This is a genomic window from Rhodoglobus vestalii (assembly GCF_006788895.1).
GTDB lineage: Bacteria > Actinomycetota > Actinomycetes > Actinomycetales > Microbacteriaceae > Rhodoglobus > Rhodoglobus vestalii.
Genome location: NZ_VFRA01000001.1, coordinates 828,960 through 852,289 on the forward strand (window position 1 = coordinate 828,960; position 23,330 = coordinate 852,289).

At 60.7% G+C, this 23,330-nt stretch carries 24 protein-coding genes and 1 tRNA gene; 7 read left to right on the top strand and 18 right to left on the bottom strand.

Going from position 1 to position 23,330, the window contains the following annotated elements; all coding sequences use genetic code 11:
• Positions 1-175 precede the first annotated feature (175 nt).
• On the top strand, positions 176-1,408 hold the full coding sequence (locus FB472_RS03965) for a winged helix-turn-helix domain-containing protein (RefSeq protein WP_141989742.1): 1,233 nt from the start codon (positions 176-178) through the stop codon (positions 1,406-1,408).
• 54 nt (positions 1,409-1,462) lie between these two features.
• Here the strand turns inward: FB472_RS03965 and FB472_RS03970 are convergent, their stop codons facing one another.
• From FB472_RS03970 to FB472_RS03985, 3 genes are all read right to left on the bottom strand, one after another.
• Positions 1,463-2,347 carry a M48 family metallopeptidase gene (locus tag FB472_RS03970; protein WP_141989743.1) on the bottom strand — a complete coding sequence of 295 codons (885 nt, stop codon included), beginning with the start codon at positions 2,345-2,347 and terminating at the stop codon, positions 1,463-1,465.
• 37 nt (positions 2,348-2,384) lie between these two features.
• Entirely contained in the window at positions 2,385-2,951 is a 567-nt protein-coding gene (locus FB472_RS03975; protein ID WP_021810466.1) for a LemA family protein, read from the bottom strand.
• A 151-nt stretch (positions 2,952-3,102) separates the two neighbouring features.
• Positions 3,103-3,795, bottom strand: coding sequence for an aquaporin (locus tag FB472_RS03985; RefSeq protein WP_141989744.1), 693 nt, complete (start codon positions 3,793-3,795; stop codon positions 3,103-3,105).
• Positions 3,796-3,861: 66 nt separating this feature from the next.
• Between FB472_RS03985 and FB472_RS03990 the strand changes: the two genes are divergently transcribed.
• Both FB472_RS03990 and FB472_RS03995 read left to right on the top strand, forming a co-directional pair.
• Entirely contained in the window at positions 3,862-4,809 is a 948-nt protein-coding gene (locus tag FB472_RS03990) for a metalloregulator ArsR/SmtB family transcription factor (protein WP_141989745.1), read from the top strand.
• 63 nt (positions 4,810-4,872) lie between these two features.
• On the top strand, positions 4,873-5,310 hold the full coding sequence (locus tag FB472_RS03995; RefSeq protein ID WP_141989746.1) for an arsenate reductase ArsC: 438 nt from the start codon (positions 4,873-4,875) through the stop codon (positions 5,308-5,310).
• Between the two features lie 76 nt (positions 5,311-5,386).
• On the opposite strand, the gene FB472_RS04000 is transcribed toward FB472_RS03995, so the two are convergent.
• From FB472_RS04000 to FB472_RS04045, 10 genes are all read right to left on the bottom strand, one after another.
• Positions 5,387-5,459, bottom strand: a tRNA-Leu gene (locus FB472_RS04000).
• A 34-nt stretch (positions 5,460-5,493) separates the two neighbouring features.
• A complete protein-coding gene (locus tag FB472_RS04005; protein WP_141989747.1) occupies positions 5,494-6,810 on the bottom strand; it encodes an NAD(P)/FAD-dependent oxidoreductase in 1,317 nt (438 codons plus the stop codon).
• 38 nt (positions 6,811-6,848) lie between these two features.
• Entirely contained in the window at positions 6,849-8,102 is a 1,254-nt protein-coding gene (locus FB472_RS04010; protein ID WP_141989748.1) for a S8 family serine peptidase, read from the bottom strand.
• The gene (locus FB472_RS04015; protein ID WP_141989749.1) at positions 8,099-8,623 is read right to left on the bottom strand and encodes a DUF501 domain-containing protein; all 525 of its coding nucleotides are present in this window, start codon (positions 8,621-8,623) and stop codon (positions 8,099-8,101) included. The genes FB472_RS04010 and FB472_RS04015 overlap by 4 nt, the downstream gene beginning before the upstream one ends.
• Entirely contained in the window at positions 8,620-9,126 is a 507-nt protein-coding gene (locus FB472_RS04020) for an FtsB family cell division protein (protein ID WP_141989750.1), read from the bottom strand. The genes FB472_RS04015 and FB472_RS04020 overlap by 4 nt, the downstream gene beginning before the upstream one ends.
• A 30-nt stretch (positions 9,127-9,156) precedes the next feature.
• Positions 9,157-10,437: a phosphopyruvate hydratase gene (gene eno / locus FB472_RS04025; protein ID WP_141989751.1), complete on the bottom strand. Its 1,281-nt coding sequence runs from the start codon at positions 10,435-10,437 to the stop codon at positions 9,157-9,159.
• A gap of 60 nt (positions 10,438-10,497) precedes the next feature.
• Positions 10,498-11,451: a CPBP family intramembrane glutamic endopeptidase gene (locus tag FB472_RS04030; protein ID WP_141989752.1), complete on the bottom strand. Its 954-nt coding sequence runs from the start codon at positions 11,449-11,451 to the stop codon at positions 10,498-10,500.
• Positions 11,452-11,488: 37 nt separating this feature from the next.
• Positions 11,489-12,781: a histidine--tRNA ligase gene (gene hisS / locus FB472_RS04035; RefSeq protein WP_141989753.1), complete on the bottom strand. Its 1,293-nt coding sequence runs from the start codon at positions 12,779-12,781 to the stop codon at positions 11,489-11,491.
• A 36-nt stretch (positions 12,782-12,817) separates the two neighbouring features.
• A complete protein-coding gene (locus FB472_RS04040) occupies positions 12,818-13,417 on the bottom strand; it encodes a TetR/AcrR family transcriptional regulator (protein ID WP_246078069.1) in 600 nt (199 codons plus the stop codon).
• 265 nt (positions 13,418-13,682) lie between these two features.
• Positions 13,683-14,366 (bottom strand): nucleoside triphosphate pyrophosphohydrolase, encoded by a 684-nt coding sequence (locus FB472_RS04045; protein WP_141989755.1) that lies wholly within the window; start codon positions 14,364-14,366, stop codon positions 13,683-13,685.
• A gap of 100 nt (positions 14,367-14,466) precedes the next feature.
• On the opposite strand from FB472_RS04045, the gene FB472_RS04050 reads away from it, so the two are divergent.
• Genes FB472_RS04050 through FB472_RS04060 form a run of 3 tightly spaced genes read left to right on the top strand, consistent with a single transcriptional unit; the run spans position 14,467 to position 16,712 of the window.
• The gene (locus tag FB472_RS04050; RefSeq protein ID WP_246078070.1) at positions 14,467-15,237 is read left to right on the top strand and encodes an SGNH/GDSL hydrolase family protein; all 771 of its coding nucleotides are present in this window, start codon (positions 14,467-14,469) and stop codon (positions 15,235-15,237) included.
• A gap of 48 nt (positions 15,238-15,285) precedes the next feature.
• On the top strand, positions 15,286-15,834 hold the full coding sequence (locus tag FB472_RS04055; RefSeq protein WP_141989756.1) for a thermonuclease family protein: 549 nt from the start codon (positions 15,286-15,288) through the stop codon (positions 15,832-15,834).
• Between the two features lie 35 nt (positions 15,835-15,869).
• Positions 15,870-16,712, top strand: a complete 843-nt coding sequence (locus tag FB472_RS04060) for a CPBP family intramembrane glutamic endopeptidase (RefSeq protein ID WP_141989757.1) — start codon at positions 15,870-15,872, stop codon at positions 16,710-16,712.
• A 60-nt stretch (positions 16,713-16,772) separates the two neighbouring features.
• Here FB472_RS04060 and mfd read toward each other — a convergent pair whose 3' ends face one another.
• From mfd to FB472_RS14130, 4 genes are all read right to left on the bottom strand, one after another.
• Entirely contained in the window at positions 16,773-20,420 is a 3,648-nt protein-coding gene (mfd, locus tag FB472_RS04065; protein WP_141989758.1) for a transcription-repair coupling factor, read from the bottom strand.
• 131 nt (positions 20,421-20,551) lie between these two features.
• Positions 20,552-21,133 (bottom strand): aminoacyl-tRNA hydrolase, encoded by a 582-nt coding sequence (pth, locus tag FB472_RS04070; RefSeq protein ID WP_141989759.1) that lies wholly within the window; start codon positions 21,131-21,133, stop codon positions 20,552-20,554.
• A 26-nt stretch (positions 21,134-21,159) separates the two neighbouring features.
• Positions 21,160-21,795, bottom strand: coding sequence for a 50S ribosomal protein L25/general stress protein Ctc (locus FB472_RS04075; protein WP_141989760.1), 636 nt, complete (start codon positions 21,793-21,795; stop codon positions 21,160-21,162).
• A 205-nt stretch (positions 21,796-22,000) separates the two neighbouring features.
• Positions 22,001-22,165 carry a hypothetical protein gene (locus FB472_RS14130; RefSeq protein WP_215730378.1) on the bottom strand — a complete coding sequence of 55 codons (165 nt, stop codon included), beginning with the start codon at positions 22,163-22,165 and terminating at the stop codon, positions 22,001-22,003.
• A 224-nt stretch (positions 22,166-22,389) separates the two neighbouring features.
• On the opposite strand from FB472_RS14130, the gene FB472_RS04085 reads away from it, so the two are divergent.
• The gene (locus FB472_RS04085; protein WP_141989761.1) at positions 22,390-22,815 is read left to right on the top strand and encodes a pyridoxamine 5'-phosphate oxidase family protein; all 426 of its coding nucleotides are present in this window, start codon (positions 22,390-22,392) and stop codon (positions 22,813-22,815) included.
• A 121-nt stretch (positions 22,816-22,936) separates the two neighbouring features.
• Here FB472_RS04085 and FB472_RS04090 read toward each other — a convergent pair whose 3' ends face one another.
• Positions 22,937-23,254: a putative quinol monooxygenase gene (locus tag FB472_RS04090; RefSeq protein WP_141989762.1), complete on the bottom strand. Its 318-nt coding sequence runs from the start codon at positions 23,252-23,254 to the stop codon at positions 22,937-22,939.
• Positions 23,255-23,330: the final 76 nt, after the last annotated feature.

Genomic DNA, 23,330 nt, shown 5'->3' on the forward strand with positions numbered 1-23,330 from the left:
ACGGCCGCCCGCGCAGTTTGCGGGCTGAGGAAACAGAAACGATCCGTTGATGACCGTACTCAGTGGCATGGTGTGCTCCGTTGCCCACGGGTAAACGATCTATGAACGACACAAATACACTCTCCGCGAGCTTCATTCGCGCCGGATGTCCTCGCCCCTCGGTAAAGTCGGCTCTGTGGTCGACTCACTTTCTGCATCCCAGGCGCGCCGTGTTCTTTTGGCTGCCCAGGGCTTCGGTCGGCCCACCGCGACAGCAACTAGACCCGCCGGAACGCGACAGCTCAATCTGCTGTTCGACCGCATCCGACTGCTTCAGCTCGACTCCGTGAATGTCTTCGAGCGCAGCCACTACCAACCCGTGTTCGCCCGCCTCGGCCACTATGACAAGAGCGTGCTTGACGCTCTCACTTTTGGCAAAGCCACCGCGAGCAGACCCCGCCGCTGCATCGAATACTGGGCCCACGAGGCAGCCCTCATTCCCCTCGAATCATGGCCTCTCTGGCGGTGGAAAATGGATGCCCTCAGCCGTCGCGACCCGGAACGCTACGACTGGGCGCGCAACAACCAAGCAATGCTGCAGTGGTTGCGCGAAGAACTCGCCAGCACTGGCCCTATTTCGGCTCGCGAGATTGAGCACGACGCCAATCGCCGCACCGGACCATGGTGGGGCTGGTCAGACGTGAAACAGGGCCTCGAGATGCTGTTCCGCTGGGGTGAGGTCGTTAGCGCTGGCCGCACCCGCTTCGAAAGACGCTATGCGCTCACTGAGCAGGTCATTCCTGCGCAACTACGCGAGCGCGAGGTGTCCCGCGCCGACGCGCACCTCGCCCTGGTTTCACAAGCAGCACAGGCGCTGGGAGTTGCCACGGCATCCGATCTGGCTGACTACTTTCGGCTCAAGCTTGTCGACGTTCGTGCAACTATTGCCGAGCTGGCCGACAGCGGCGAACTTGTACCCGTCACGGTGCAGGGCTGGAAGCAGCCGACCTGGCTGCACCGGGATGCCCGCCTGCCGCGCCGCATCGAGCACGTCGCACTGCTCTCCCCCTTTGACCCCGTGGTGTGGGATCGCCAACGGGCCGAACGCATGTTTGGGTTCCACTACCGCATCGAGATTTACACACCTGAACCGAAGCGTCAGTTTGGCTACTACTCACTGCCAGTTCTGGTGGATGATGCACTTGTCGGGCGCATTGACCTCAAGACCGACCGGCACGCCCGTGTGCTGCGCGTGCAATCGGCCTGGCATGAGGACGGCTTAGAGGCACAGGCTGGCGCACTCGGCGCTCTCGCGGAGCGGATCGTGCCGACGCTGCGCGAAATCGCGCACTGGCAGGGCATGGAAGCCATCATCGTTGTCGGTCGCGGCACTCTTTCGCCCGCGATTGCGGCAGAACTGCGGCACTAGCGTTCTCACACCGACTGCCGCCGAGGCCGGTGCCGGTGCTCGGCACAGTGCTTGCTAGAAGCCGCCGCCGATCTCACCGAGGCGCTTCACGCGTTCGGCGAGCGGCGGGTGAGTGCTGAACAGGCGATCCACGATGCCCGGTTTGGTGGGGTCAGAGATCCACATGTGGGCCATCGTCGAGTTTTGCTTCTTCATCGGTCGACTGTAGTCCGAAAGTTTTTGCAGGGCACTGGCGAGAGCATCCGGATGCCGCGTAGTGAGTGCCCCCGTGGCATCCGCCAAGTATTCACGCTGGCGCGAAATGGACGCCTGCACCGCCGCGGCAACGAGTGGAGAAATGACGAGGGCGGCAAGACCGACGACGATCATGATCGGGTTGGAGTTGTTATTGTTGCCACGCCCGCCGAATAGGGTGAATCTGAGCGCAATGTCAGAGATGAAACCGACCGCCACGACAAGGCCAAACACGATCATCGAAACTCGGATGTCGTAGTTCTGCACGTGACCCATCTCGTGGGCCATCACGCCCTCAAGCTCAGCATCGTCAAGCAGTTCGAGAATGCCCGTGGTCGCTGCGACCGCAGCGTGCTCCGGGTCGCGGCCGGTGGCGAACGCGTTCGGAGCCGGGTCGTTAACGATGTAAACCTTCGGCATCGGCGTTCCCGTCGTGATCGACAGGTTTTCGACGATCCGGTACAACCGCGGGTTGTCTGATTTCTGGATCTCGATCGCACCGCTCATCGACAATGCCTGGCGAGACGCCGCGAAATACTGAATCGCCGTGAAGATCCCCGCACCGATAACCGTACCGATCGTGACCGTCAGCGGATCGCCTCCCATGAGGAAGCTCAGCGCGAAACCAAGAAACCCGATGATGATGACAAAGAGGATGATGATAAAAACGGTGTTGCGCTTGTTTTTTGCTATGGCGCGATACATCGAGGTTTCCTAGCGACGCTCTCGGAGAAGAACAGAATTAGAACTGCACGCGGGGCGGCTCGGCGATGGATGCGGCATCCGCCACCTCGAAGAAGTCACGCTCGGTGAAGCCAAGGCCGCGCACGAACAGCGTGTTCGGGAAGAGCTTGATCTTGGTGTTGAGCTCACGAACCCCACCGTTGTAGAAGCGGCGACTGGCTTGAACCTTGTCCTCCGTGTCAACCAGTTCGCCCTGAAGCTGGAGAAAGTTTTGGCTAGCCTGCAACTGGGGGTATGCCTCAGCGACCGCAAAGATGCTCTTCAAAGCCGACTGCATGTGATTCTCAGCGGCAGCGGCATCCACCGGGCCCTCCGCACTCAGCGTTTCGGCACGAGCCTTAGTGACGGCTTCAAAGACACCCCTCTCGTGAGCCGCATAGCCCTTCACCGTCTCGATAAGGTTTGGCAGAAGATCGGCTCGACGCTTCAGTTGCACCGTGATGTCACTCCACGCCTCATCAACGCGAACATTGAGGGTCACGAGCGAGTTGTAGGTCGCCCACAGGTAAATACCCACGATGACGACGAGCAGTACGATGACGCCAATTACGATCAGGAGTTCCATGTCCTCACTATAGAACGTTCCACTGTGCCCAGACCCCGCAACCGCTTGGGCGTCATCGACGAGCATCCCGACATCGTGTTTGTTTCGGAACTCTGGGTGTCGGCCGAAGCTCACCAGCCATCGCTGCAACTCGCGAGCATTCAGGTAGCCATTACTGTGAGGCGATTCGGCGCTCGGGGAGCCACCAGCGCACTAGGGCAAACCCGATGGCGGCACCGATGAGTTGGGCGGCGATGAAGCCGGGAGCGGAGCTGGGGGCGATTCCTGCGAAAGTGTCGCTGAACATTCGTCCGATGGTGATGGCGGGGTTGGCGAAGCTTGTGGAGCTTGTGAAGAAATAGGCCCCTCCGATGTACGCGCCAACAGCGATGGGGGCAAGCGGTGCGCGGCCGGTGCGCACAAGCACAAAGATCACGACGATGAGTCCGGCGGTGGCCACAACCTCGCTGAGAAAGTGGCCCGGCGTGAGACGGTCGGTGGTGCTGAAAGTGATGGCGGGTTGCGAAAACATGAGGTTCGCGAGGATGGCTCCGGCGATGCATCCGACGATCTGAGCGGGAATGTAGAGCGCAGTGTCTCGCCACGAGCGCAGACCGCTGAGTGAATCGACGATGGAGACGACCGGGTTGAAGTGCGCACCGCTGACAGTCATGAACACGAGGATGAGCACGCCAAGCCCGAATGCGGTTGCGAGGGCATTCTCGAGAAGTTGCAGGCCGACGTCGCCGGGCGAGAGCTGCTGGGCGGCGATACCGGAACCGATGACGACGGCGGCGAGGCCGGCGCTGCCGACGAATTCTGCGGTCAGACGACGGGCAAGGGCAAAGCGGTGGGGCGCGGTCATGGGGAGATCATATCGAAACATTGATAACTGTCTATGAATTGGTGTTGGGCGTTTAGACTGCCTTCTATGTCAGCGACCGCACCCCAGGCCTCCGAACGCGCTGTCGCCGAACGTATCGCCCAGAGCATGCGGGCGATTGCCGATCCGACCCGGGTGCAGATTCTCCGACTGCTCATGGATGCCCCGGATGGCCGCCGCGGAGTCACCGATCTCGCCGGTCGTTTAGGCCTCAGCCAACCGACCGTCAGCCACCACGTGCGCATCATGGCCAACGATGGCATCCTTCAGGGCACGCAGGAGGGTCGTCAGGCCTGGTATTCACTTGTGCCATCGCGGCTCGCGGACGTGTTTGACTTTGTGCAGCGCTCCCCCACCGACGCCTCGCCGTCGCCTGTTGCCCCTGCCGTGCTCGAGCGCATCACTGACGATCTCGCGTTGCGTTTTGCCGGAGTTTTTTCGCGCGAAACGGTGGCCGAATACGTTGCCAGCAGCTACAAATTGTTGCGTCAGAGCGCTCCGCGCGATCGCCACTTGTCGTCACACACGTCGCGGTTCGCCGCCGACCGACTGGGGTCTCTGGCTGACGTGGATGACGCGGCATCCGGTTCTGGCACTGACGTGCTGTTCGTGTGCGTGCAGAATGCGGGTCGCTCGCAATTGGCATCCGCGATTCTGCGTTCTCTGGCCGGAGACCGGGTGCGGGTGTCGACCGCGGGGTCGCAGCCGACCGAAACCATCAACCCCAAGATCGTCGCGGTGCTTGATGAGATTGGGGTTTCGGTTGATGGCGAGTACCCGAAGCCGCTGACCGATGAGGTGGTGCGGGGGGCGGATGTCGTGATCACGATGGGTTGCGGCGATGCGTGCCCGATCTACCCTGGCCGTCGCTACCTCGATTGGGAACTACCCGACCCCGCCGAGATGTCGATGGATGGTGTGCGTGCCGTGCGCGATGACATCGATCGTCGGGTGCGCGAGCTGTTGCGCTCGCTGCCGTCGATGAACGCTGAGTGAACTAACGTCGGCCCGCGCTCGCGCGCCCTGCTTAACCCATAGATATTCATCTATGCTTTAGCTATGATCACCGAGACTGCTGCACCCGCTGCTTCTACCAACCGCAAGCCCGTCGTCCTTTTCGTCTGCATCCACAATGCTGGCCGTTCACAGATGGCGGCCGGCTACATGACGGCTCTGTCGAATGGTGCCGTCGATGTGCGCTCGGGCGGCTCAGAACCCGGCAACGAGATCAACCCGACCGCAATTTTGGCCATGGCCGAAGAGGGCATCGACATCTCACAGGCATTGCCCCAGCTCATGACGACCGACCAGGTGCAGGCATCGGATGTCGTTATCACGATGGGTTGCGGCGACGTCTGCCCCATCTTCCCCGGCAAGCGCTACGAGGACTGGGAACTTGTTGATCCCCGGGGCAAAGGCCTCGACGAGGTGCGCCCCATCCGCGATGACATCAAGGCGCGCATCCAGAAGCTGCTCGCGGAGATCCTTCCCGACTGAGCACCGCCGCTTGCGCGCACCGGAACGAGCACGGAAACGAGCGCAGCAACGAGGGCCGCAGCGTGATCACAAACAGTACCCCGACAGGGACTCGAACCCTGACTGGGATGATTTTAAGTCATCTGCCTCTGCCATTGGGCTACCGGGGCGCACCCCACGCAGCGCGTGGGGCACAGCATCACACTACTTAGGGCGTGAGGCGAACTCTTCGAAGGCGCGGCGCGGCTCTTCACTTGCCTCAAGGGAAATGGTGTCGCGACCCCAGAAGAAGTTCGTAATCCAGTTGCCAAAGACGCGAGCCTTGCGCTCGAACATGGGCATGGCCATACCGTGATATCCACGGTGGATTAGCCACGCCGGGAAGCCCTTGATCGCGATCTTTCCGGATTGGAAAACACCGTCATACAGGCCGAGACCAGCAACTGCTCCCTGATTCTTGTGGAAGTAGTCCTTGGTGTCCTCGCCGCGAAGCGACGCCACAACGTTCTTAGCCATCAGCTTCGCTTGGCGAACAGCGTGCTGAGCGTTTGGAACACAGAAGCCACCAACGCCACCGCCGGTGAGATCCGGAACCGCACACACGTCGCCTGCGCCCCAGGCACCCTCGACGACACCGTCATCGTTGATGACGCGGAGGTCAGCCTGCACGCGCATGCGTCCACGCTCGTCGGTCGGGAGGTCAGTCCCGCGCAGAACCGGGTTCGCCATAACGCCGGCGGTCCAGACGATGGTGTCTGACTCGAAGCTTTCGCCGGTCGACAGCTCAACTACGCCGCCCACAGCAGACTTCAGTTGAGTCTCAAGGTGAATCTGGGCACCCCGCTGAGCGAGATCCTTGATAACCCACTTGCTGGTCTCCAACGAAACCTCGGGCATGATGCGCCCCATCGCCTCAATGAGGTGAAAGTGGGTGTCTTCAAACTTGAGGCTCGGGTAGAGCGGAAGCAGCGACGAAGCCAAACCGCGCATTTCACCGAAGGCCTCGATACCAGCAAAGCCGCCACCGACAACAACGAAGGTCAGCAGGCGATCGCGCTCAGGGCCCGCGGGCAAGTTAGCGGCTTTATCAAAGTTGGTGAGGATGCGGTCACGCACCTCAACGGCCTCTTCGATCGTCTTCATACCGATCGCCTCATCCGCGACACCCGGAATCGGGAACGTTCGCGACACGGCACCGGCCGTGACAACGACAATGTCGTAGTCGACCTGCCACGAGTCACCCACCTCGGGCTGAATCGTTGCCGTTTTCGTGGCGTGATCGATGGCAGTGACCTTGGCGGTGACCACCGTGGTGGTCTTCAGGTGGCGGCGGTGCGGAACCACCGCGTGGCGCGGCTCAATCGAGCCCGCAGCAACCTCGGGCAGGAACGGCTGGTACGTCATGTAGGGAAGAGGGTCAACCATGGTGACCTCAGCTTCGCCGCGACGCAGCCACTTTTCGAGCTTACGAGCAGTATAAAAACCGGCGTAACCGCCGCCGACAATCAAGATTTTTGGCACGAGTGTAGGTCTCCTCAAAGGCAAGTTCGCACCCAAACTTACTCTGTCTCGCGCGTAGACCTAAACCGACGCCACACCGCGAGGCCCCACGCGGCCAAAATTGTAAGAAAAATGGCGTAAATGGCGAGCGGAACCCCCACATTGCGAAGCATGCTCACGGTAGGCAGCAGTGTTCCGAACGGGCTAGCCGGGCCCGCGGCATCCGGTGCAGCATTCGGCACAGGCGCTGGTGTCGATGTTTCGCTCGACGTGGGCAGCGGTACCGGAGTGGACGCGGCACGACGGTAGATCGTGATCCACTCCGCAAGGCTCCCCATCGGGTTCTTATCCACTAGCGGAATCCGCGCCTTGACGGCATCTTCGGCATCGATGAGCCCGTAGCCGTAAATGGCATCCGTTCCCGGAGCTCCCGTGTCGTGCGCAGTCTTCACAATCCGGTTGATCACGTTGGCAGCGTCAAGTTCGGGATGCGCAGCTCGCACCAGCGCCACAATGCCGGCCACGATCGGGGTTGCCCCACTTGTGCCATTCCAGAGCACGTGGGATCCGCCGGGAGCGACCCCCACAAGATCTTCGCTCGGCGCCGAAACACTAATCGTGATGCCCTGAGTGGAGGCGTTGAAGCTCGCCACCCCGTTCACATCAACGCCCGCAACAGTCAGCACGCCGGGCATCGTCGCCGGCGCACCCACCGAAGTTGTTCCGCTGCCACGGTTGCCCGCAGCCGCCACAACAACTACATCGTTCTGCATGGCATAAAGAAATGCGCTATCCCAGCTGAGTGGCCAATCCAGGGTTTCGCGAGTGAGCGACAGATTAATGACATCGGCACCCTGGTCGACCGCATAACGAACCGCTTGCGCAATCTGATCGTCAGAACTGATCGGGCCTCCCGTGAATCCAATCGAGATGGCCAAAATGTTCGCCGCGGGTGCGGCTCCGAGCACACCAGAGTCGGCGCCCGTTCCCCGTCCAGCGGCGAGGGACGCAACAAGTGTGCCGTGGGCAGGGTTGTCGTCACCCACGGGCCTCTGCCCGTTTGGCGCACCCTTACCCGAAAAATCGGTGCCACCGGTCACGGCCCCAACAAGCTCTGTCACGGTGCCATCAACACCGGTATCAATGATCGCGATTGTGACGCCGGCGCCCTTGGTAACCGTCCACGCGGCCTCGATACCGTATTCCTGCAGCCAATACTGTTGATCACGAACGGCATCCGCGTGGGCCGGTGTCGCCACCAGCAGCGAAGCAACACTCGCCATCAGCACCGCCCCCGCCGCCCAACGCTTCATTGCTCAGCCTCCCCAGTATCCGAATAGTCAGGACACTGGCACACGGTGGGGCTCCACGAGGCACGCTCAAGCGCGATATCGCCGATCGGGTTCACTCCGGCACCGGCAGCGAGCGAATGCCCCACCAGCGCGTGAAGACATTTGACGCGAGTGGGCATGCCACCGGCGGAAACACCGGCAAGCTCAGGAACAACTTCGATACCATCGCGATCACCAATATAGGCATCATGCGCGGCCTGATACTGCGCACCGATATCGCCCTCGAGCAGTGCGGCCAATGCGGGCATCTGACCCTCGGCTTCGAGGGTAGAGACGGATGCGGTGGCGGCCGGGTGGCAAAGGTAGTAGATGGTAGGAAACGGTGTTCCATCGCCCAGTCGAGGCTTGGTTGAGACCACGGTCGGCGCACCGCAGACGCAGCGTGCGGCGATGCCGATCACGTCTCGGGCGGGTCGGCCCAGTTGCAGCGACACAATGCGCACATCGTCATCGCTGACAGTGTCAAACGGTGGCGTGGTCATTGCGTTGTTCCTTCTATCACGGGGGCGATCAGCTCATTGGGGGCGTTCTCGGTGAGCCCAGCACTATAGATCGATGAGACTAACGTCTTCACCCAATCAATGGTGGTGGTCTGGATGCTCGTGCTCACCGGCACCCCGTCGATGGTGGTCACCTCGGCAGCTTCGCCCGTAACCAGGTAGCTCACCTCACCGGGATACACGTAGTACAGCCTGTCACGCGCCTGCGACTCGATGTAGGCACGGTCACCCCACCGGGCCACATTCTCGCTGAGGTCGTCGACAGACTCTTGAGCTTCATCCACTTCTGTCTGCAATTGGGTGATCGTCTGCTGTTGTTCGATCAAGATGCGCAGGTTGGGCGCAAGAACGACGACGGCGAGGATGAGCACACCAAGCATCAGCACGGTGAAGCCGGAGAAGCGTATCGTGCGCAACCAGTGTTCGGGCGCGCTCTCTTCGGGCAGCGCTACCGCTACCTTTTTCGTTCGTGCTCGCCCCGCCATGCGTTCGATGCTAGACGACGCTGGTGAGCGCTAGCCGACGAACCGCGGGAACGCGGAACGACCGGCGTAAACTGCGGCATCGCCTAGCTCTTCTTCGATGCGCAGGAGCTGGTTGTACTTGGCGACGCGCTCGGACCGGGCAGGCGCACCGGTCTTGATTTGGCCGGTGTTGAGCGCGACGGCGAGGTCAGCGATCGTGGTGTCTTCGGTCTCGCCGGAGCGGTGCGACATGACGGCCGTGTAGCCGCTGCGCTGAGCCAACGACACCGCGTCGAGGGTTTCGGTGAGCGACCCAATTTGGTTCACTTTAACGAGGATCGAGTTTGCCGTTGCCAGTTCGATTCCTTTGGCCAAACGCTTCGGGTTGGTCACGAAGAGGTCATCGCCAACAATCTGAGTCTTGGCACCGATTTCGGCGGTGAGCTGAGCCCAGCCCTCCCAGTCGTCTTCGTCGAGCGGGTCTTCGAGCGACACCAGCGGGTAGTCAGACACGAGCTCGGCGTAGTATGCACTCATTTCTCCGGCCGACTTCGAGACGCCCTCAAAGCTGTACGCGCCATCTTTGTAGAACTCGGTGGCCGCAACATCCAACCCAACGGCGATGTCCTTGCCCGGAGTGAAGCCGGCCTTCTCGATGGCTTCCATGAGCAGATCGAGCGCTGCACGGTTGCTGGAAAGGTCGGGGGCGAAGCCACCTTCGTCGCCGAGGCCCGTGCTGAGTCCCTTGCTCTTGAGCAGGCCTTTAAGCACGTGGTAGGTCTCGACTCCCCAACGGAGTCCCTCACTGAAGGTGTCGGCGCCGTGCGGCAGAATCATGAACTCTTGGATGTCGACATTGCTGTCGGCGTGTGAGCCACCGTTGATGACGTTCATCATCGGCACCGGCAGCACATGAGCATTGGGGCCGCCAAGGTAGCGGAACAGGGGCAGATCTGCGGAATCCGCAGCGGCCTTGGCCACAGCAAGGGAAACGCCGAGGATCGCGTTGGCACCCAGGTTCTTTTTGTTCTCGGTGCCATCAACGGCAATGAGTTCGGCATCGACCAGACGCTGGTCTGAGGCATCCAAACCTTCAATGGCGGGGCCAAGGTCGTCAATGACAGCATCGACAGCTTTTTGCACACCCTTGCCGAAGTAGCGATCTTTGTCGCCGTCCCTCAGCTCATAGGCCTCGAAGGCGCCGGTGGATGCTCCGGAGGGAACTGCGGCGCGCGAAACAATGCCATCGTCAAGCAAAACCTCGACCTCAACGGTCGGGTTCCCCCGCGAGTCAAGAATTTCACGGGCGCCAACTGCTTCAATCAAAGCCACAGGGGATCTCCTTCAAGAAAGATTGTTTGGACTATTAGTGGTGGATGTCCGGATGAAAGCCTACTCCGAGCCAGCAACCGGTACCGACTCGACAGGTGCCACAGACTGGCGCGTCGCTGGGGCACGGAACTGCCCGGTTGCCAACAAAACGATGACAAGTACCAGAGGCACCAGCCATCCGGTCCACCCAAGAATGGTTGCATTGAGTGGACTAAAGGTTTCGCCAGCCATAACAAAAACGAGCGAAAAGCCGACTGCAGCGTTGAACGCACCGTGTGCGAGAGCAGCCGGCCACACAGACTCCGAGCGGATGCGCAGCCACGAGAACACCGCACCGATCACGATTGTCATGCCCACCATTGCCGCGAGCGCGAGCCCACCAGGCACAGCGCCGTAGTTGTAGCCGAGCAGGATGAGGGGTGCGTGCCAGAGCCCCCAGATAACGCCCGAGATCAAAATTGCAGGCACGACGCCCAACGGCAAAAGTTTGGGCAGAAGCCACCCGCGCCATCCGAGCTCTTCTCCGAACGCGGGAATCGTGTTGATGACCGCCCCAATCGCTACGTTGATGAACTGCGCGGCGACAAGAATACCGATGGGGACCGCGACCGAAGCCTGCCCGAGCGCCTCAAGCTGAGCATCCACGGTCTCCTGAAAGCCAGAGAAGTTGACGAAGTCTGCCGGATAGACCCCGGTGACCGCCCCGACCAGAAGCGCTGCGAGGATGAGTGCCGGCGGCACGACCAATGCGAGCGCGAGATACCGCAAGAATCGACCAACTGGCCGCACAGAGCCTAAACCGAGAGCGCGCCAACGCGAACGCCCATCGGGGTGCTTCTCAACAAAGAACACCACCACGAGGGCGGCGATTGCCGGGGTGAACATTATCGCGAGCGCAACAAGCGTAAAGAACGGATTGGCGAGACCACCGCCCAGCCATAACGGCAGCGCGATGAGCCACGAGAGCCCAAAACTGAGCAACACAAATATGGTAATCGGAACGGTCTTACGCATTACAGAATCCCCCTGGACGTGGCACTGTTCGACGAAACTACTGCCCATTGAGCGGCTTGAATTCAAGGCTAGCAATGCTGAGAGAATCTGTACGCACTGTCGCAAAACTGTGGAATCCGCTGTCGCGGAGCTGTTCGAGCAGCTGTGGCAACTTGCGTGGCCGGGCCTCAAGACGCACCCGCTTGCCGGCGTGAATGAGCTCAGCCTGCAGCCGGATCAGCGCTGCGGGGTCAACGTCGGCGTCATAGACGAGGGCAACCTGATCGTCGCTGGCAGCGTCATCCAACTCGACAAGGTCGACGAGGCGCTCGAATCCGAGCGAGAACCCCACGGCGGGAACATCGCTGCCCAAGAATCGACCGATCATTCCGTCATAGCGGCCGCCGCCACCCAAGGAATAGCCGAGCGACGGGTGAGCGACTTCGAAGATCGCCCCCGTGTAGTACCCCATGCCGCGAACCAGCCACGGATCAAACTCGATGAGCGCACCGGGGGTGCCACGGCTCGCTTCGACGGCATGACCGATCGCTGCAAGCTCAAGAACTACTGCCTCGTTCACGCCGTCCGGCAGGGCGGCGCGCATTGCCTCCGCCGTGAACTCGGGCTTAGTTTGCGGTGCAGGGCGCCTAAGAAATTCGGCGAGGGCCGCGACCGGCTCGTCGGGGAACGCGCGCTCGCGCAGCTCTGCGATAACCCCGTCAGCACCAAGCTTGTCGAGTTTGTCGACAGTGATCAGCACCGCGTCGTGCTCTTTCGCCGGAAAACCGAGAGCACTGAGCGCACTTGCGAGCAGGCGACGATCGTTGACCCGAATGGTGCAGCCCGCAATGCCGAGCGCGTCGAGCGTTGCCGCCGTTGCCGCAATCAACTCGATCTCGGCGCTGACCCCTGGCTCGCCCATGATGTCAATGTCGCACTGCATGAACTGCCGAAAGCGACCCTTCTGCGGGCGCTCCGCTCGCCAAACCGGCGCAATCTGAATCGCCCGAAACACTTTGGGCAACTCGGCTCGGTGGGTGGCGTAGAAGCGCGCGAGTGGCACCGTGAGATCAAAACGCAATCCCAGGTCGGCAAGATCGAGAGCCTCGGATGCGGCCTGCAGCTTCTCTGCGGTCAGCCCCCGTTTCATGACAGCGAACGCGAGTTTCTCGTTATCGCCGCCCAACCCGGCATGAAGCCGTGAACTGTCTTCCATCACCGGTGTCTCGATCTCATCGAAACCGTGAGCACGATAGCTGCCCCGGATCACGCCGAGCACCCGCTCACGGCGGGCCTTTTCTGCTGGAAGAAAGTCACGCATACCGCGAGGAGGGTTAACAGTTGACGCCATGATCTCCATTCTCTCGCACACACCACGATTGTGCGGTTAGCGCGCAACTTCGCCGATGAGTGCGTCAATGCGTTGGCGATGCTGCCTCACTGCGGCATCGAAGACGGCAGTGGATGCCGCAACATTCTCGTTGAGCACTAGGTCGAGCTGAATTCCTTGAAACATGTTCATGAGCAGGCGCGACTCGACTTCGGCGTGGTGGCGGTCAACACCCAACGCCACGAGCGCTTCGGTTCCGAGCGACACCCACTGTTCAAAGTAGATGCGGGTGATCCCTCCTTCGTCGTGCTCAACCGCATCGAGAAGCGTCGCTTCTAGTTCGAGGCGCTGACGATACAGATTCTCCGGAAGCTGAGTCCACTGCCACGACAGCGAGATGCTCGCTATGTACGCATCGAGAGTGTCGGCGGGCAACAGTCGGGCCTGCTCCGGGCTCGACCCGCGCGCGTTGGCGCGAATGAGCTCCCGTACCAGCTCCGCCCGCGACCCAAAATGGTACACAAGAGTAAAGGTACTGACGTCGAGGGCTCTCGCCAGAGAACGAAAAGTGAGGCTAGACAGCGGCTTATCCACCAGAAACTCGAGGGATTGCTGGATCAGCACTGGCTTGCGCGTGGGGTCGGGTTTGCGTGCCATAATAATTAACATAACGGGTGTTTGCTAATGGTGTCAGCAACGGTTACGATTTTCTTTCGTGCTCAAACATAGTTGTGCGCGCACGACACACGTGAAGCCCTCCTCACCAAGGGCTTCTCCCACGCTGGATCGGTCGGCCGGATAGTCCTACCGATCCTTCGATGCGCGATGCCAACAACTAGATGATCGACGTGCGATCACATGTCTCATCTAGTGGTGTCGCGCCGGTGCCCTCTCTATTCGGGTTAGGGAGGGCACCACACACTCACTCCTGTGGAGCGTTACTGCTTTCGGAACCCTCGGTTTCGTGAGCCTGAATCTCAGCGCTCAAGCCTCGTAGGGCCGTGCGCAACGCCCGCTCCGAATCGAGACCGTTGGCTTTCGCGGAGGCCACAATCGCGAGCAATAGCGGGCCGAGTTCGTCTTCTTCCGTGACATTGATTGCACTCGGCACCGTGGCATTCAGAAGTCCAACCTTGTGGGCACGACCCAGCAGCTTGTCAGCGAGCGCGAGCGCCGGCATCCCCTGCGGTATGCCATCCACGACACTCGTGCGGTTCGGTTTCTCCGTTTTTTTGAGGTCATCCCAGACCGCGATAACATCGTCGGCGGTTTCTGCGGTGGCGTCACCAAACACGTGCGGGTGGCGGCCGATCATCTTGGCGGTCATGTTCGCAGCAACATCTTCGAGAGTGAACCGCCCCGCTTCGGCAGCAATATCGGAGTGGAACAGCACCTGATAGAGCACATCCCCCAGCTCTTCGACCAAGTCTGCCTGCTCGCCAGCCTCAATCGCTTCGACCAGTTCGTACGTCTCTTCAACGAGGTACTGCACAAGCGACTCGTGCGTCTGATCACGATCCCACGCACAACCCCCGGGGGCGCGCAGTCGCTCTAGAGTGCCAATGAGTTTCTTGAGTTCGGGGTGGGATGCTGCGGGCTCGGTCATGGCACCATCCTCCCACCTCAATAAAGTAAGTGAAGGTCATAATCCACCTTTGGGCATGTCTTGACCTTCGCCGGGCGCAGCCTCCACCAGACTGACACTTATGGTCCGGAACAGCTCTCGCTCAGTTGACGCCACCGGCGTCGTTCCGCGCGGTGCCCTTCACCGCGGAATCACCGGAGCAGCGCTTCGACTGTTCCGACCGTTTCTTAAAATGAACATGGTGGCTTATCGGGCAGAGGTCGCTGATTCTCTCTTCCCCGCGGGCACCCCCGAGGGCGAAGTTGTTGCTCCAGACTCCCGCCGCATGCTATTCGTTGGTGACATTGCCGCATCCGGCTATGGGGTACTCAATCACGGGCTTGCCGTTGTATCTCAAACTGCACGCTCGGTGGCACGAGAGCGGAACAGTGGATGCTCGTGGAGCACCATCACCGACGCAGAGCTCACCATGTCGCGCGCGGCAGCTCACCTCGCGACCGCCGAAACCGACGCGGATGTTGTTGTCATCATCCTGGGGCCGCCAGACGTATTGCTTGGCACAACCGCGACAGAATGGTCAACGAAACTCCGCCAACTGATCGGCACTGTGCGGCAGGGGCCCAACCCCGAGTGCGCGGTGGTTGTCTCAGCGATTCCGCCGATGTATCGCTTTCGCGCGATGCCACGATTCGTGCAGCGCATTCTTGCCCTGCAGATTCATCGCCTCAATCGAAGCTCGCTTCAGGTGGTGGATTCGCTCCCCGGCGTCAGTTACTCCCCCTTCCCCAGCCTCGACACCTGCACCAAATTTGTTCACGACAACCTCAATTGGCGAACAGTCCATGCGCTGTGGGGACAACAACTCGGCGCGGCGACCGCGGCGGCGCTCTAAACCTCTCGGGAACTCAATAACCGCGGGTCTGCGTGAAAGACTCTTTCCGTGCCCTCCCCCCGACAACGCCCTCGCATCCTCAGTGCCGGTACCGCTATTGTTGTTGCACTTATCGCAGCCGTAGCGCTGGCCGGATGCTCGCGAGCGGCAGCAACCCGTGAAGCTGCCCCGGACATCCCGGATGATGCATTCCCGGCAACCGTGACCTACGTGCACGATGGCGACACCCTCTACCTCGACAACGGAAGCACCGAGCTCACGGTGCGCCTGATCGGAATTGACACCCCCGAACTCGACAGCGCGCAACAGCCTGATGCCGGCGAATGCTACGGCGAGGAGGCCCGCGATCTGCTGAGAGATTTTCTCCCGGAGGGTACGGCGGTATGGGCTGTCGAAGATCGCGAACCCGAGGATCGCTACGAGCGCTCGCTGCTCTACGTCTATCTCGGCGATGGAACCTTCGTCAATCTCGCGATGATCGAACTCGGTGCCGCCGAAGCGCTCAAGGTGGGACTAAACGATCGCTTCTGGCCCGCACTACAGAGTGCCGAAGACGAGGCTTTCGCGGCGCAGCTCGGCAGGTGGGGTCAGTGCTAGCCAGTATCCCAGCAAGCACATGACACGATTGGTGGATGCTCGACCCCGCCAATCCCGTCATGCTCGTGCTCTTGTGGCTCACCCTCGTTGGGGTACTCGCCACACTCACGCTGCGGACGATCCGTCGGGACCAGCGCGAATACCGCCGCTTTAAGAAGTTTCGCACCACAAAGCGTCGCCAGCTCATGCTGCGCCGGTGGTTGCTCATCTCCTTCACACTGTTTGGCGGCATGACGGCTATTGCGTTGCTGGCGAGCGGGCGCTTTGCCGCTCCCCTGCTCGCCGAGGTGCAGGCATGGCCGTGGGTGTCGGCTCTCCTGTCGATTCTCGAGGCGCGACCATCTGTCACCGGCGGTGTGATCATCGGCCTGATCATTGGTGTTGTCGCGCTGACAATCGTCGGGGTAGTCGCGGTGCGCAAAGAGGGCGATGAAATCATGAGTGTTGGTGATATTCAAGCGATCTTGCCGCGCAACCGCCAAGAGCTTGTGCTCGGGGGGCTGCTCTCCATCAATGCCGGTGTTGTCGAAGAATTGCTTTTCAGACTCGCGCTGCCCGCACTGCTGTTCGCGACCACCGGCAATGCGATTGTCGCGATCGTCGGAAGCTTGGTGCTGTTTGGGCTCATGCATTCGTATCAGGGGGTCGCTGGGATCGTGGGCACAGCCGTCATCGGGGCTATCTTCATGGCGATCTATGTGTTGACCGGCAGCATCCTCATTGCGATCATTGCGCACGCCGTGCTCGATCTGAGATCGCTCGTGGTTATCCCGATGGCGATTGGCGGCGTGCACCGCATTGACGGGCGCACCACCCCGCGTGCATTCGCGGCGAAACCTGCTCCGACCGCAGCGCTGCCGCAGACGCCTGAAAACTGACGGCTGGGGTCTAGCGCCGCAGCGCTAACACTCGGGAACCGACGCCGCAAGCTCGCTCAGCTACGCCTTGGCAGCATCCGGCTTTGTTGTGACGGTGGCGGCTTCGGTGGCAGCCGCCTTTTCGGCTGCCGCAACTTCAGCAAGCTCGGCGACGGTATCGCGCGCACCGAAGATCGACATGAGCAAGTCTTTGGTCCACTCGATGAGTTGACCGTCGCTTGCCCCCGTCGGCAGCGGGATAATCGCTGTCGATGCTGCCGAGTGATATTTCGATGCCGGATACATGCGCTGCAGACGAACCTGAATCGAGTCGAGAAGGTTGGCGGGCGCAACCCGAAGTTTGTCCCCCATCACCACGACCTCGCTGAGGTTCGCTTTTTGAGCCATTCGGCGCAGTCGAGACACCGCAATCAGGTGCTGAACTTGTTCTGGTGGCTCACCATAGCGGTCGGTCAGTTCTTCCGACACCCGATCGATGCTGTCTGCGGATGCCGCCGGGGCGCTGGCCGTCGAAAGCTTCTGATAGGCCTCGAGGCGCAGTCGCTCGCTTTCCACATAGTCTTCGGGAATGTTGGCGTTTACCGGCAATTCGAGGCGCAGCTCGGTTTGACCTTCGGCAACGTCGCCGCGGAAGGTCGAGACGGCTTCGCCGATCATCCGCAAGTAGAGGTCGAAGCCGACCCCGGCGATGTGACCGGATTGTTCGCCACCGAGCAGGTTTCCGGCACCGCGGATTTCGAGGTCTTTGAGCGCGATCTGCATTCCGGCACCCAATTCGTTGTTGGCTGCGATGGTGTCGAGGCGATCGTGGGCAGTTTCGCTGAGGGGTTTTTCTTCGTCGTAGAGGAAGTAGGCGTAGGCACGTTCGCGGCCGCGACCGACTCGGCCACGCAGCTGGTGCAGTTGGCTGAGGCCGTACTTGTCGGCACGGTCAATGATGAGGGTGTTGGCATTGGCAATGTCTAGCCCGGTTTCGATGATGGTCGTCGAGACGAGCACATCAAATTTGCGCTCCCAGAAGTCGACCATCACCTGTTCGAGCACCGATTCCGGCAGTTGCCCGTGGGCTACCGCGATGCGGGCATCCGGTACCAACTCGGCAAGTTTGGCTGCTGCCCGGTTGATGGAACTGACCCGGTTGTGCACATAAAAAACTTGACCTTCGCGCAGCAGTTCGCGACGAATCGCCGCCGAAACCTGGCGTTCGGAATACGGCCCCACAAAGCTCAGGATGGGGTGGCGGTCTTCTGGTGGTGTCGCGAGCGTCGACATTTCGCGGATGCCCGTCACCGCCATCTCGAGGGTTCGAGGAATCGGGGTTGCGGTCATAGCCAAAATGTCGACATTGGTTTTGAGCTTCTTGAGAGCGTCTTTGTGCTCAACACCGAAGCGTTGCTCTTCGTCGATGATGACGAGCCCAAGATCTTTGAAGGCAACATTTTTTGACAGCAGGCGGTGGGTTCCGATGACGACATCGACGGTTCCGTCGGTGAGGCCAGCGAGGGTTTCCCGCGCCTCTTTGTCGGTTTGGAACCGACTGAGGGCCCGCAAGTGCACCGGGAACCCGGCAAACCGGTCGGCGAAGGTTTCGATGTGCTGACGCACCAGCAGCGTAGTGGGCACAATCATCGCAACCTGCTTGCCATCCTGAACCGCTTTGAACGCCGCCCGCACAGCAACCTCGGTCTTGCCGTACCCGACATCACCGCTCAGTAAACGATCCATCGGAATCGGGCTCTGCATGTCAGCCTTGACCTCATCGATAGTGGTCAGCTGGTCGGGGGTTTCGGCGAAAGCGAAAGCTTCTTCGAGCTCGCGCTGCCAGGGAGTGTCGGCCGAGAAGGCGTAGCCCCTGCTGGCCATGCGTGCGCTGTAAAGCTTCACCAGTTCGACGGCGATGTCGCGTACAGCACGGCGGGCCTTGGTTTTGGCCGCCGACCAGTCGCTGCCGCCCATCTTGTTGAGCGTGGGGGCTTCGCCGCCGACATAGCGTGACAGCAGGTCAAGCTGATCAGTGGGCACATAGAGCTTATCGCCGGGGTATCCACGTTTATTGGGCGCATATTCCAGCAGCAAGAACTCGCGTTGAGTCTTCACCGCGTTACGACCACCGGTACTCACCTGGCGGGTCACCAGCTCAAGAAATTTGCCAATGCCGTGAGTGTGATGCACAACCAAGTCACCCGTCTTCAACTGCAGCGGGTCGACAACGTTCTTGCGTCGCGTCGCCAATTTGCGCGTCGGGCGCGAGGCGTAACCGACAGAACGACCAAAGAACTCGCCCTCGCTGAGCACGGCAAGCTTGATCGACTCAATGGCAAAACCATGGTCGACGGATGCCCGCAGCAGATACGCAACCCCTGGCTCAGTCACCGCGGGGAACGACTCAACGGCACGCCCCGACAGCTCACGCTCGGCCAGCAGATCGGCCGTGCGCTCCACGAGTCCACTGCCCTCAGCGATGATCCCCACCGTCCAACCATCAGCAAGTAACCGGCCGACGTGATCGAGCGCGCCATCAATGGTTCCCGCGAATGAGGGCATCGCCGCGGCATCGATGCGCACATATTCGGAGGCTTCTTCTGCAGCATCGAGCAGGCTGTCGGCATCCGCCTCCCCTGAATCGAAGCTGCTGAAGGTCCACCAGGGGCGTGAGCCGGCCGAGGCTCGAAGTGAGTTGAGGGTGACGAAGTCTCCGGCATCCAAGTCGATGGGTTCTTCGGCTCCGGCGGTTGCTGCGTTCCACGCGGCGCTCAAGAATTCGCGGTTCGTTTCGGCGAGGTTCACCGCTCGAGATGACACCTTCTCTGGCGACAGCACGGCGATGGCGGCATCAGCCGGGAGGTAGTGGGTGAGCGGAACAAGTCGGTCTACCAGGGCGGGTGCCAGCGACTCCATGCCGTCGACGGGGATACCCTCAGCGATCTTCGCGAGCATTGTCGAGAGGCTCGGAAACTCGTGCTGCATTTCGCGCGCACGCTGACGCACCGAGTCGCTCAGCAGCACTTCGCGGCTGGGCACCAACTCTGCAAAGACAATGTCGCCGTCGATCGAACGCTGGTCGGCGACGGAGAACTCGCGCAACTGTTCCAACTCGTCGCCAAAAAATTCGAGGCGAAGCGGATGCTCGTGGTTGGGGGCAAACACGTCGAGGATTCCGCCGCGCACCGCAAACTCACCCCGACGAGTCACCATGTCGACACGGGAATATGCCAGGGCAACCAAGCGCTCGGCCAGCGCCGAGAGATCGTAGTTTCTGCCCCCCGCCGTCAACGCAATGGGCTCGATAGCGGTGAGGTTGTCGGCGATTGGCTGAAGGGCCGCGCGAACCGATGCCACCACAACAAACTGGCCTACCGGATTTTCTTGCCACCGCGCCAGATCGCGTAGCGCCTGCATCCGCTTTCCCACGGTTTCTGCACTCGGGCTCAAGCGTTCGTGCGGGAGCGTCTCCCAGGCCGGAAATTCCACGATCTGCGCATCGGGAAGGTAGCTCGTCAGCGAGCGGCGGAGTGATTCTGATTCCCGGCCGGTCGCCGTAATGGCGAGCAGCGAACGTGGCGCATCGCTCTTCGTGAGCAGACCCCCCAGTAGCGGTGCGCGAAGGCCCTCAACGAGCGAGAAATCTGCGCTCTGATCGAAGAATCGCAGTGCGTTCTCCACAGTATGGGCGCGCGAAAGCGCTGAGATAAGTCCGTCGAGAGTCACCGGAGAATTCTACTCGGGGCTACCGACAGCACGATGCGAGTTCACCCACAGCGCAGCGGCATGCAGCAGCGCGCCGCGGTGCGGCAGCATGGCGGTACGGCGGTACGGCGGTACGAAAGCGATGCAGCACGCTAGCGCGGGCTGTGAAAGCGCTGTTGGGCAGCTTCGAGGCCGTCGCTCGCCACCAGGGCAACGGCATCCGCCGCGTCGCTAAGAAGGTTGGGCAACACACTGCGTTCGTCGCCCGAGAAGTCGCGCAAGACGAAGTCCGCCGCTGGTTGGCGACCGGGGGGCCGCCCGATGCCGACCCGAACACGGGTGAAGTCTGGCGATCCGACAGCCGCAGCGATATCGCGGATGCCATTGTGGCCACCATGACCGCCACCGCCTTTGAGCTTCAGCGAGTCAAAATCAATGTCGAGCTCATCGTGCACGACGATGAGTCGCTCTACAGGAATCTTGTAGAAGCGCATCAGTGCCGCCACGGGGCCACCAGAAAGATTCATGAACGAATTAGGTTTGGCCAGAATGAGCTTGGGGGCGTCACCAAAGCTGCGGCCTTCAGCAACAGCAGCATTGGCTTTGTGATTCTTGAAGCTGGCAGAGAGCTCGTCTGCCAAGTGGGCCAACACCATGTGGCCCACATTGTGGCGATTACCGGCGTAGCCGGGCCCGGGGTTACCGAGCCCGACTACCAACCATTGGTCATCCACGATTTCTCGCTTGCGAAAGAATCGGATTATTCGGAGTCCTCAGCGGCAGCAGCAGCGGCAGCACCTTCTGCAGCGGTTGCTTCGGAGGCTTCTTCAGCGGCATCAGCTTCGACAGATGCGCGCGGCACGCTCACGAGGATCACCAGAAGGTCATCATCGGAGAGAAGAGACGAACCCTCGATGAGGGTGACGTCCTTGGCGTAGACGTGCTCGCCCTCTTCACGGCCCTCAATATCAACGGTGAAGTACTCGGGAATGTGAGTTGCCTCAGATTCGACCGAGATGGTCGGTGCGTCGAGGTTGTAGATGGTGCCGGGCGCAGTCTCTCCGACAACGTGGATGGGCACATCGACGATGACTTTCTCACCCTTGCGGATAACAACAAGGTCAATGTGTTCGATGATCTGACGAACTGGGTCTTTCTGAACATCCTTGACGAGAGCGAGCTGGCTCTTGCCGTTGATGTCGAGGTCCAAGATCTGGTTCGATTTGCGCAGGATGAGCGCAATCTCGTGACCCGGGAGGGCAACGTGGATGGGGTCGGTGCCGTGACCGTAGATCACTGCGGGAATCTTGCCTGCAGCACGGAGCTTGCGGGCAGCACCCTTGCCGAAGGAATCACGGGTATCCGTGATTACGTGGTTGACGCCTGGCTTAGCCATTGTTTTCTCCTCAAGGACCGTGATCCGTGGTGGGCACCGTAGTTATAGGCACAGCGCCCAGATGATGTCTGTTGTTCAACTCGAACGCCGGCAGGCTGATCGCCTGCCACGTGAGGAAAAGCCCTGTGACTTGCCCGCCGCGTCGATAACGGAACCCGAAAGTTCCCTCGCCGAAGTTCAACGTTCGACTATACACGGTTGCTGTTCAGACCGGGTACTTCTCGGTGAGGAGCTGGCGGTACGAGTGCTTGCGAGCTGAGCACGCAACGATGGTGGGATTGCCCGCGGCGATCTCTGCACCGATGCGCTCGGCAATGATCTCTAGCCAGGGGGTTCGGTCGTAATCGTTGAGGGCGTGGCCTGCACCCATTTTCTTTTCGTCGGCGCTGGGGTGAAGGTCGTCACCGTCGATAAATTACATGCCCCGTTCGCGGGCGAGGGAAGCGCCAGCAGTTGATCTACCTGATCCTGAAACACCCATCACGATGAGGGGCAGAAATTGTGAAGTCACAGTCTTCCTCACAATCGACGCCGCGTTAAGTCTGATATTAATCTGATCACCATGGCACAATAATGTTACGGAAGGATGATGCCATGAGCGAGGATCTGAATGATCCAGTCGAAGAATTAGAACTGGAGACCTGCTGGGAGCTGCTGCGCACTGCCAGCTTCGGCCGAATTGCTGTCAGCTTTCGGGGTGAGCCAGAAATCACGCCGGTCAACTTCATCGCGTTCGATAATCGGCTACTGATGCGCACAGCGCAGGGTACCAAACTGCTGAAGCTCACCATCAACGACAAGGTCGCGCTGGAGACAGACTCAGTGGGCGCGCACACGGCTTGGAGCGTGGTAGTCAAAGGAACGGCGCGCGCAATCGAGTCTCAGGATGAGATCTACGAGGCCGACAAGTTGCCGCTGCACCCACTCATCCCCACCCTCAAATACGTGTGGGTTGAGATCACTCCAACCGAGGTCTCCGGGCGTCGCTTCACGCTCGGGCCTGAACCCGAACGGTACTGAACCCGAACGGTACTGAACCCGAACGGTACTGAACCCGAACGGTACTGAACCCGAACGGTACTGAACCCGAACGGTACTGAACCCGAACGGTACTGAACCCGAACGGTACTGACCGAGGGCCTCAGAGTGCGCCCTGCACCAGAGCTCCCATGGGGATCGCCGTCATCCGAACAACCTCGACCGGGGCTATGAGGTGCTCCCCTATTGCGGCGCCGAGCGCCGCAACCGCCGGGCTGGAACCGTGCGCATCCAACAACTCTGCCGACTCCCACTTCTCGATCATCACGAGTGAGCCATCAGCGGCTTCGTGGATGGCGTAAAGCTCGCACCCTGATTCTTCATGCACTGCGGCAATGGCAGTGCGGAGCGCATCCAACACAATCTCGCGGCTCTCGAGCCGAAGGTGGAATGTGGCGGTAACGATCACTGGCTTGCTCATACCCTCACGCTACTCTCTGATCGCTGAGCACGTGCACCCCCCAACTCTGCTCCGCACGCATCCTGAACGGATGCCG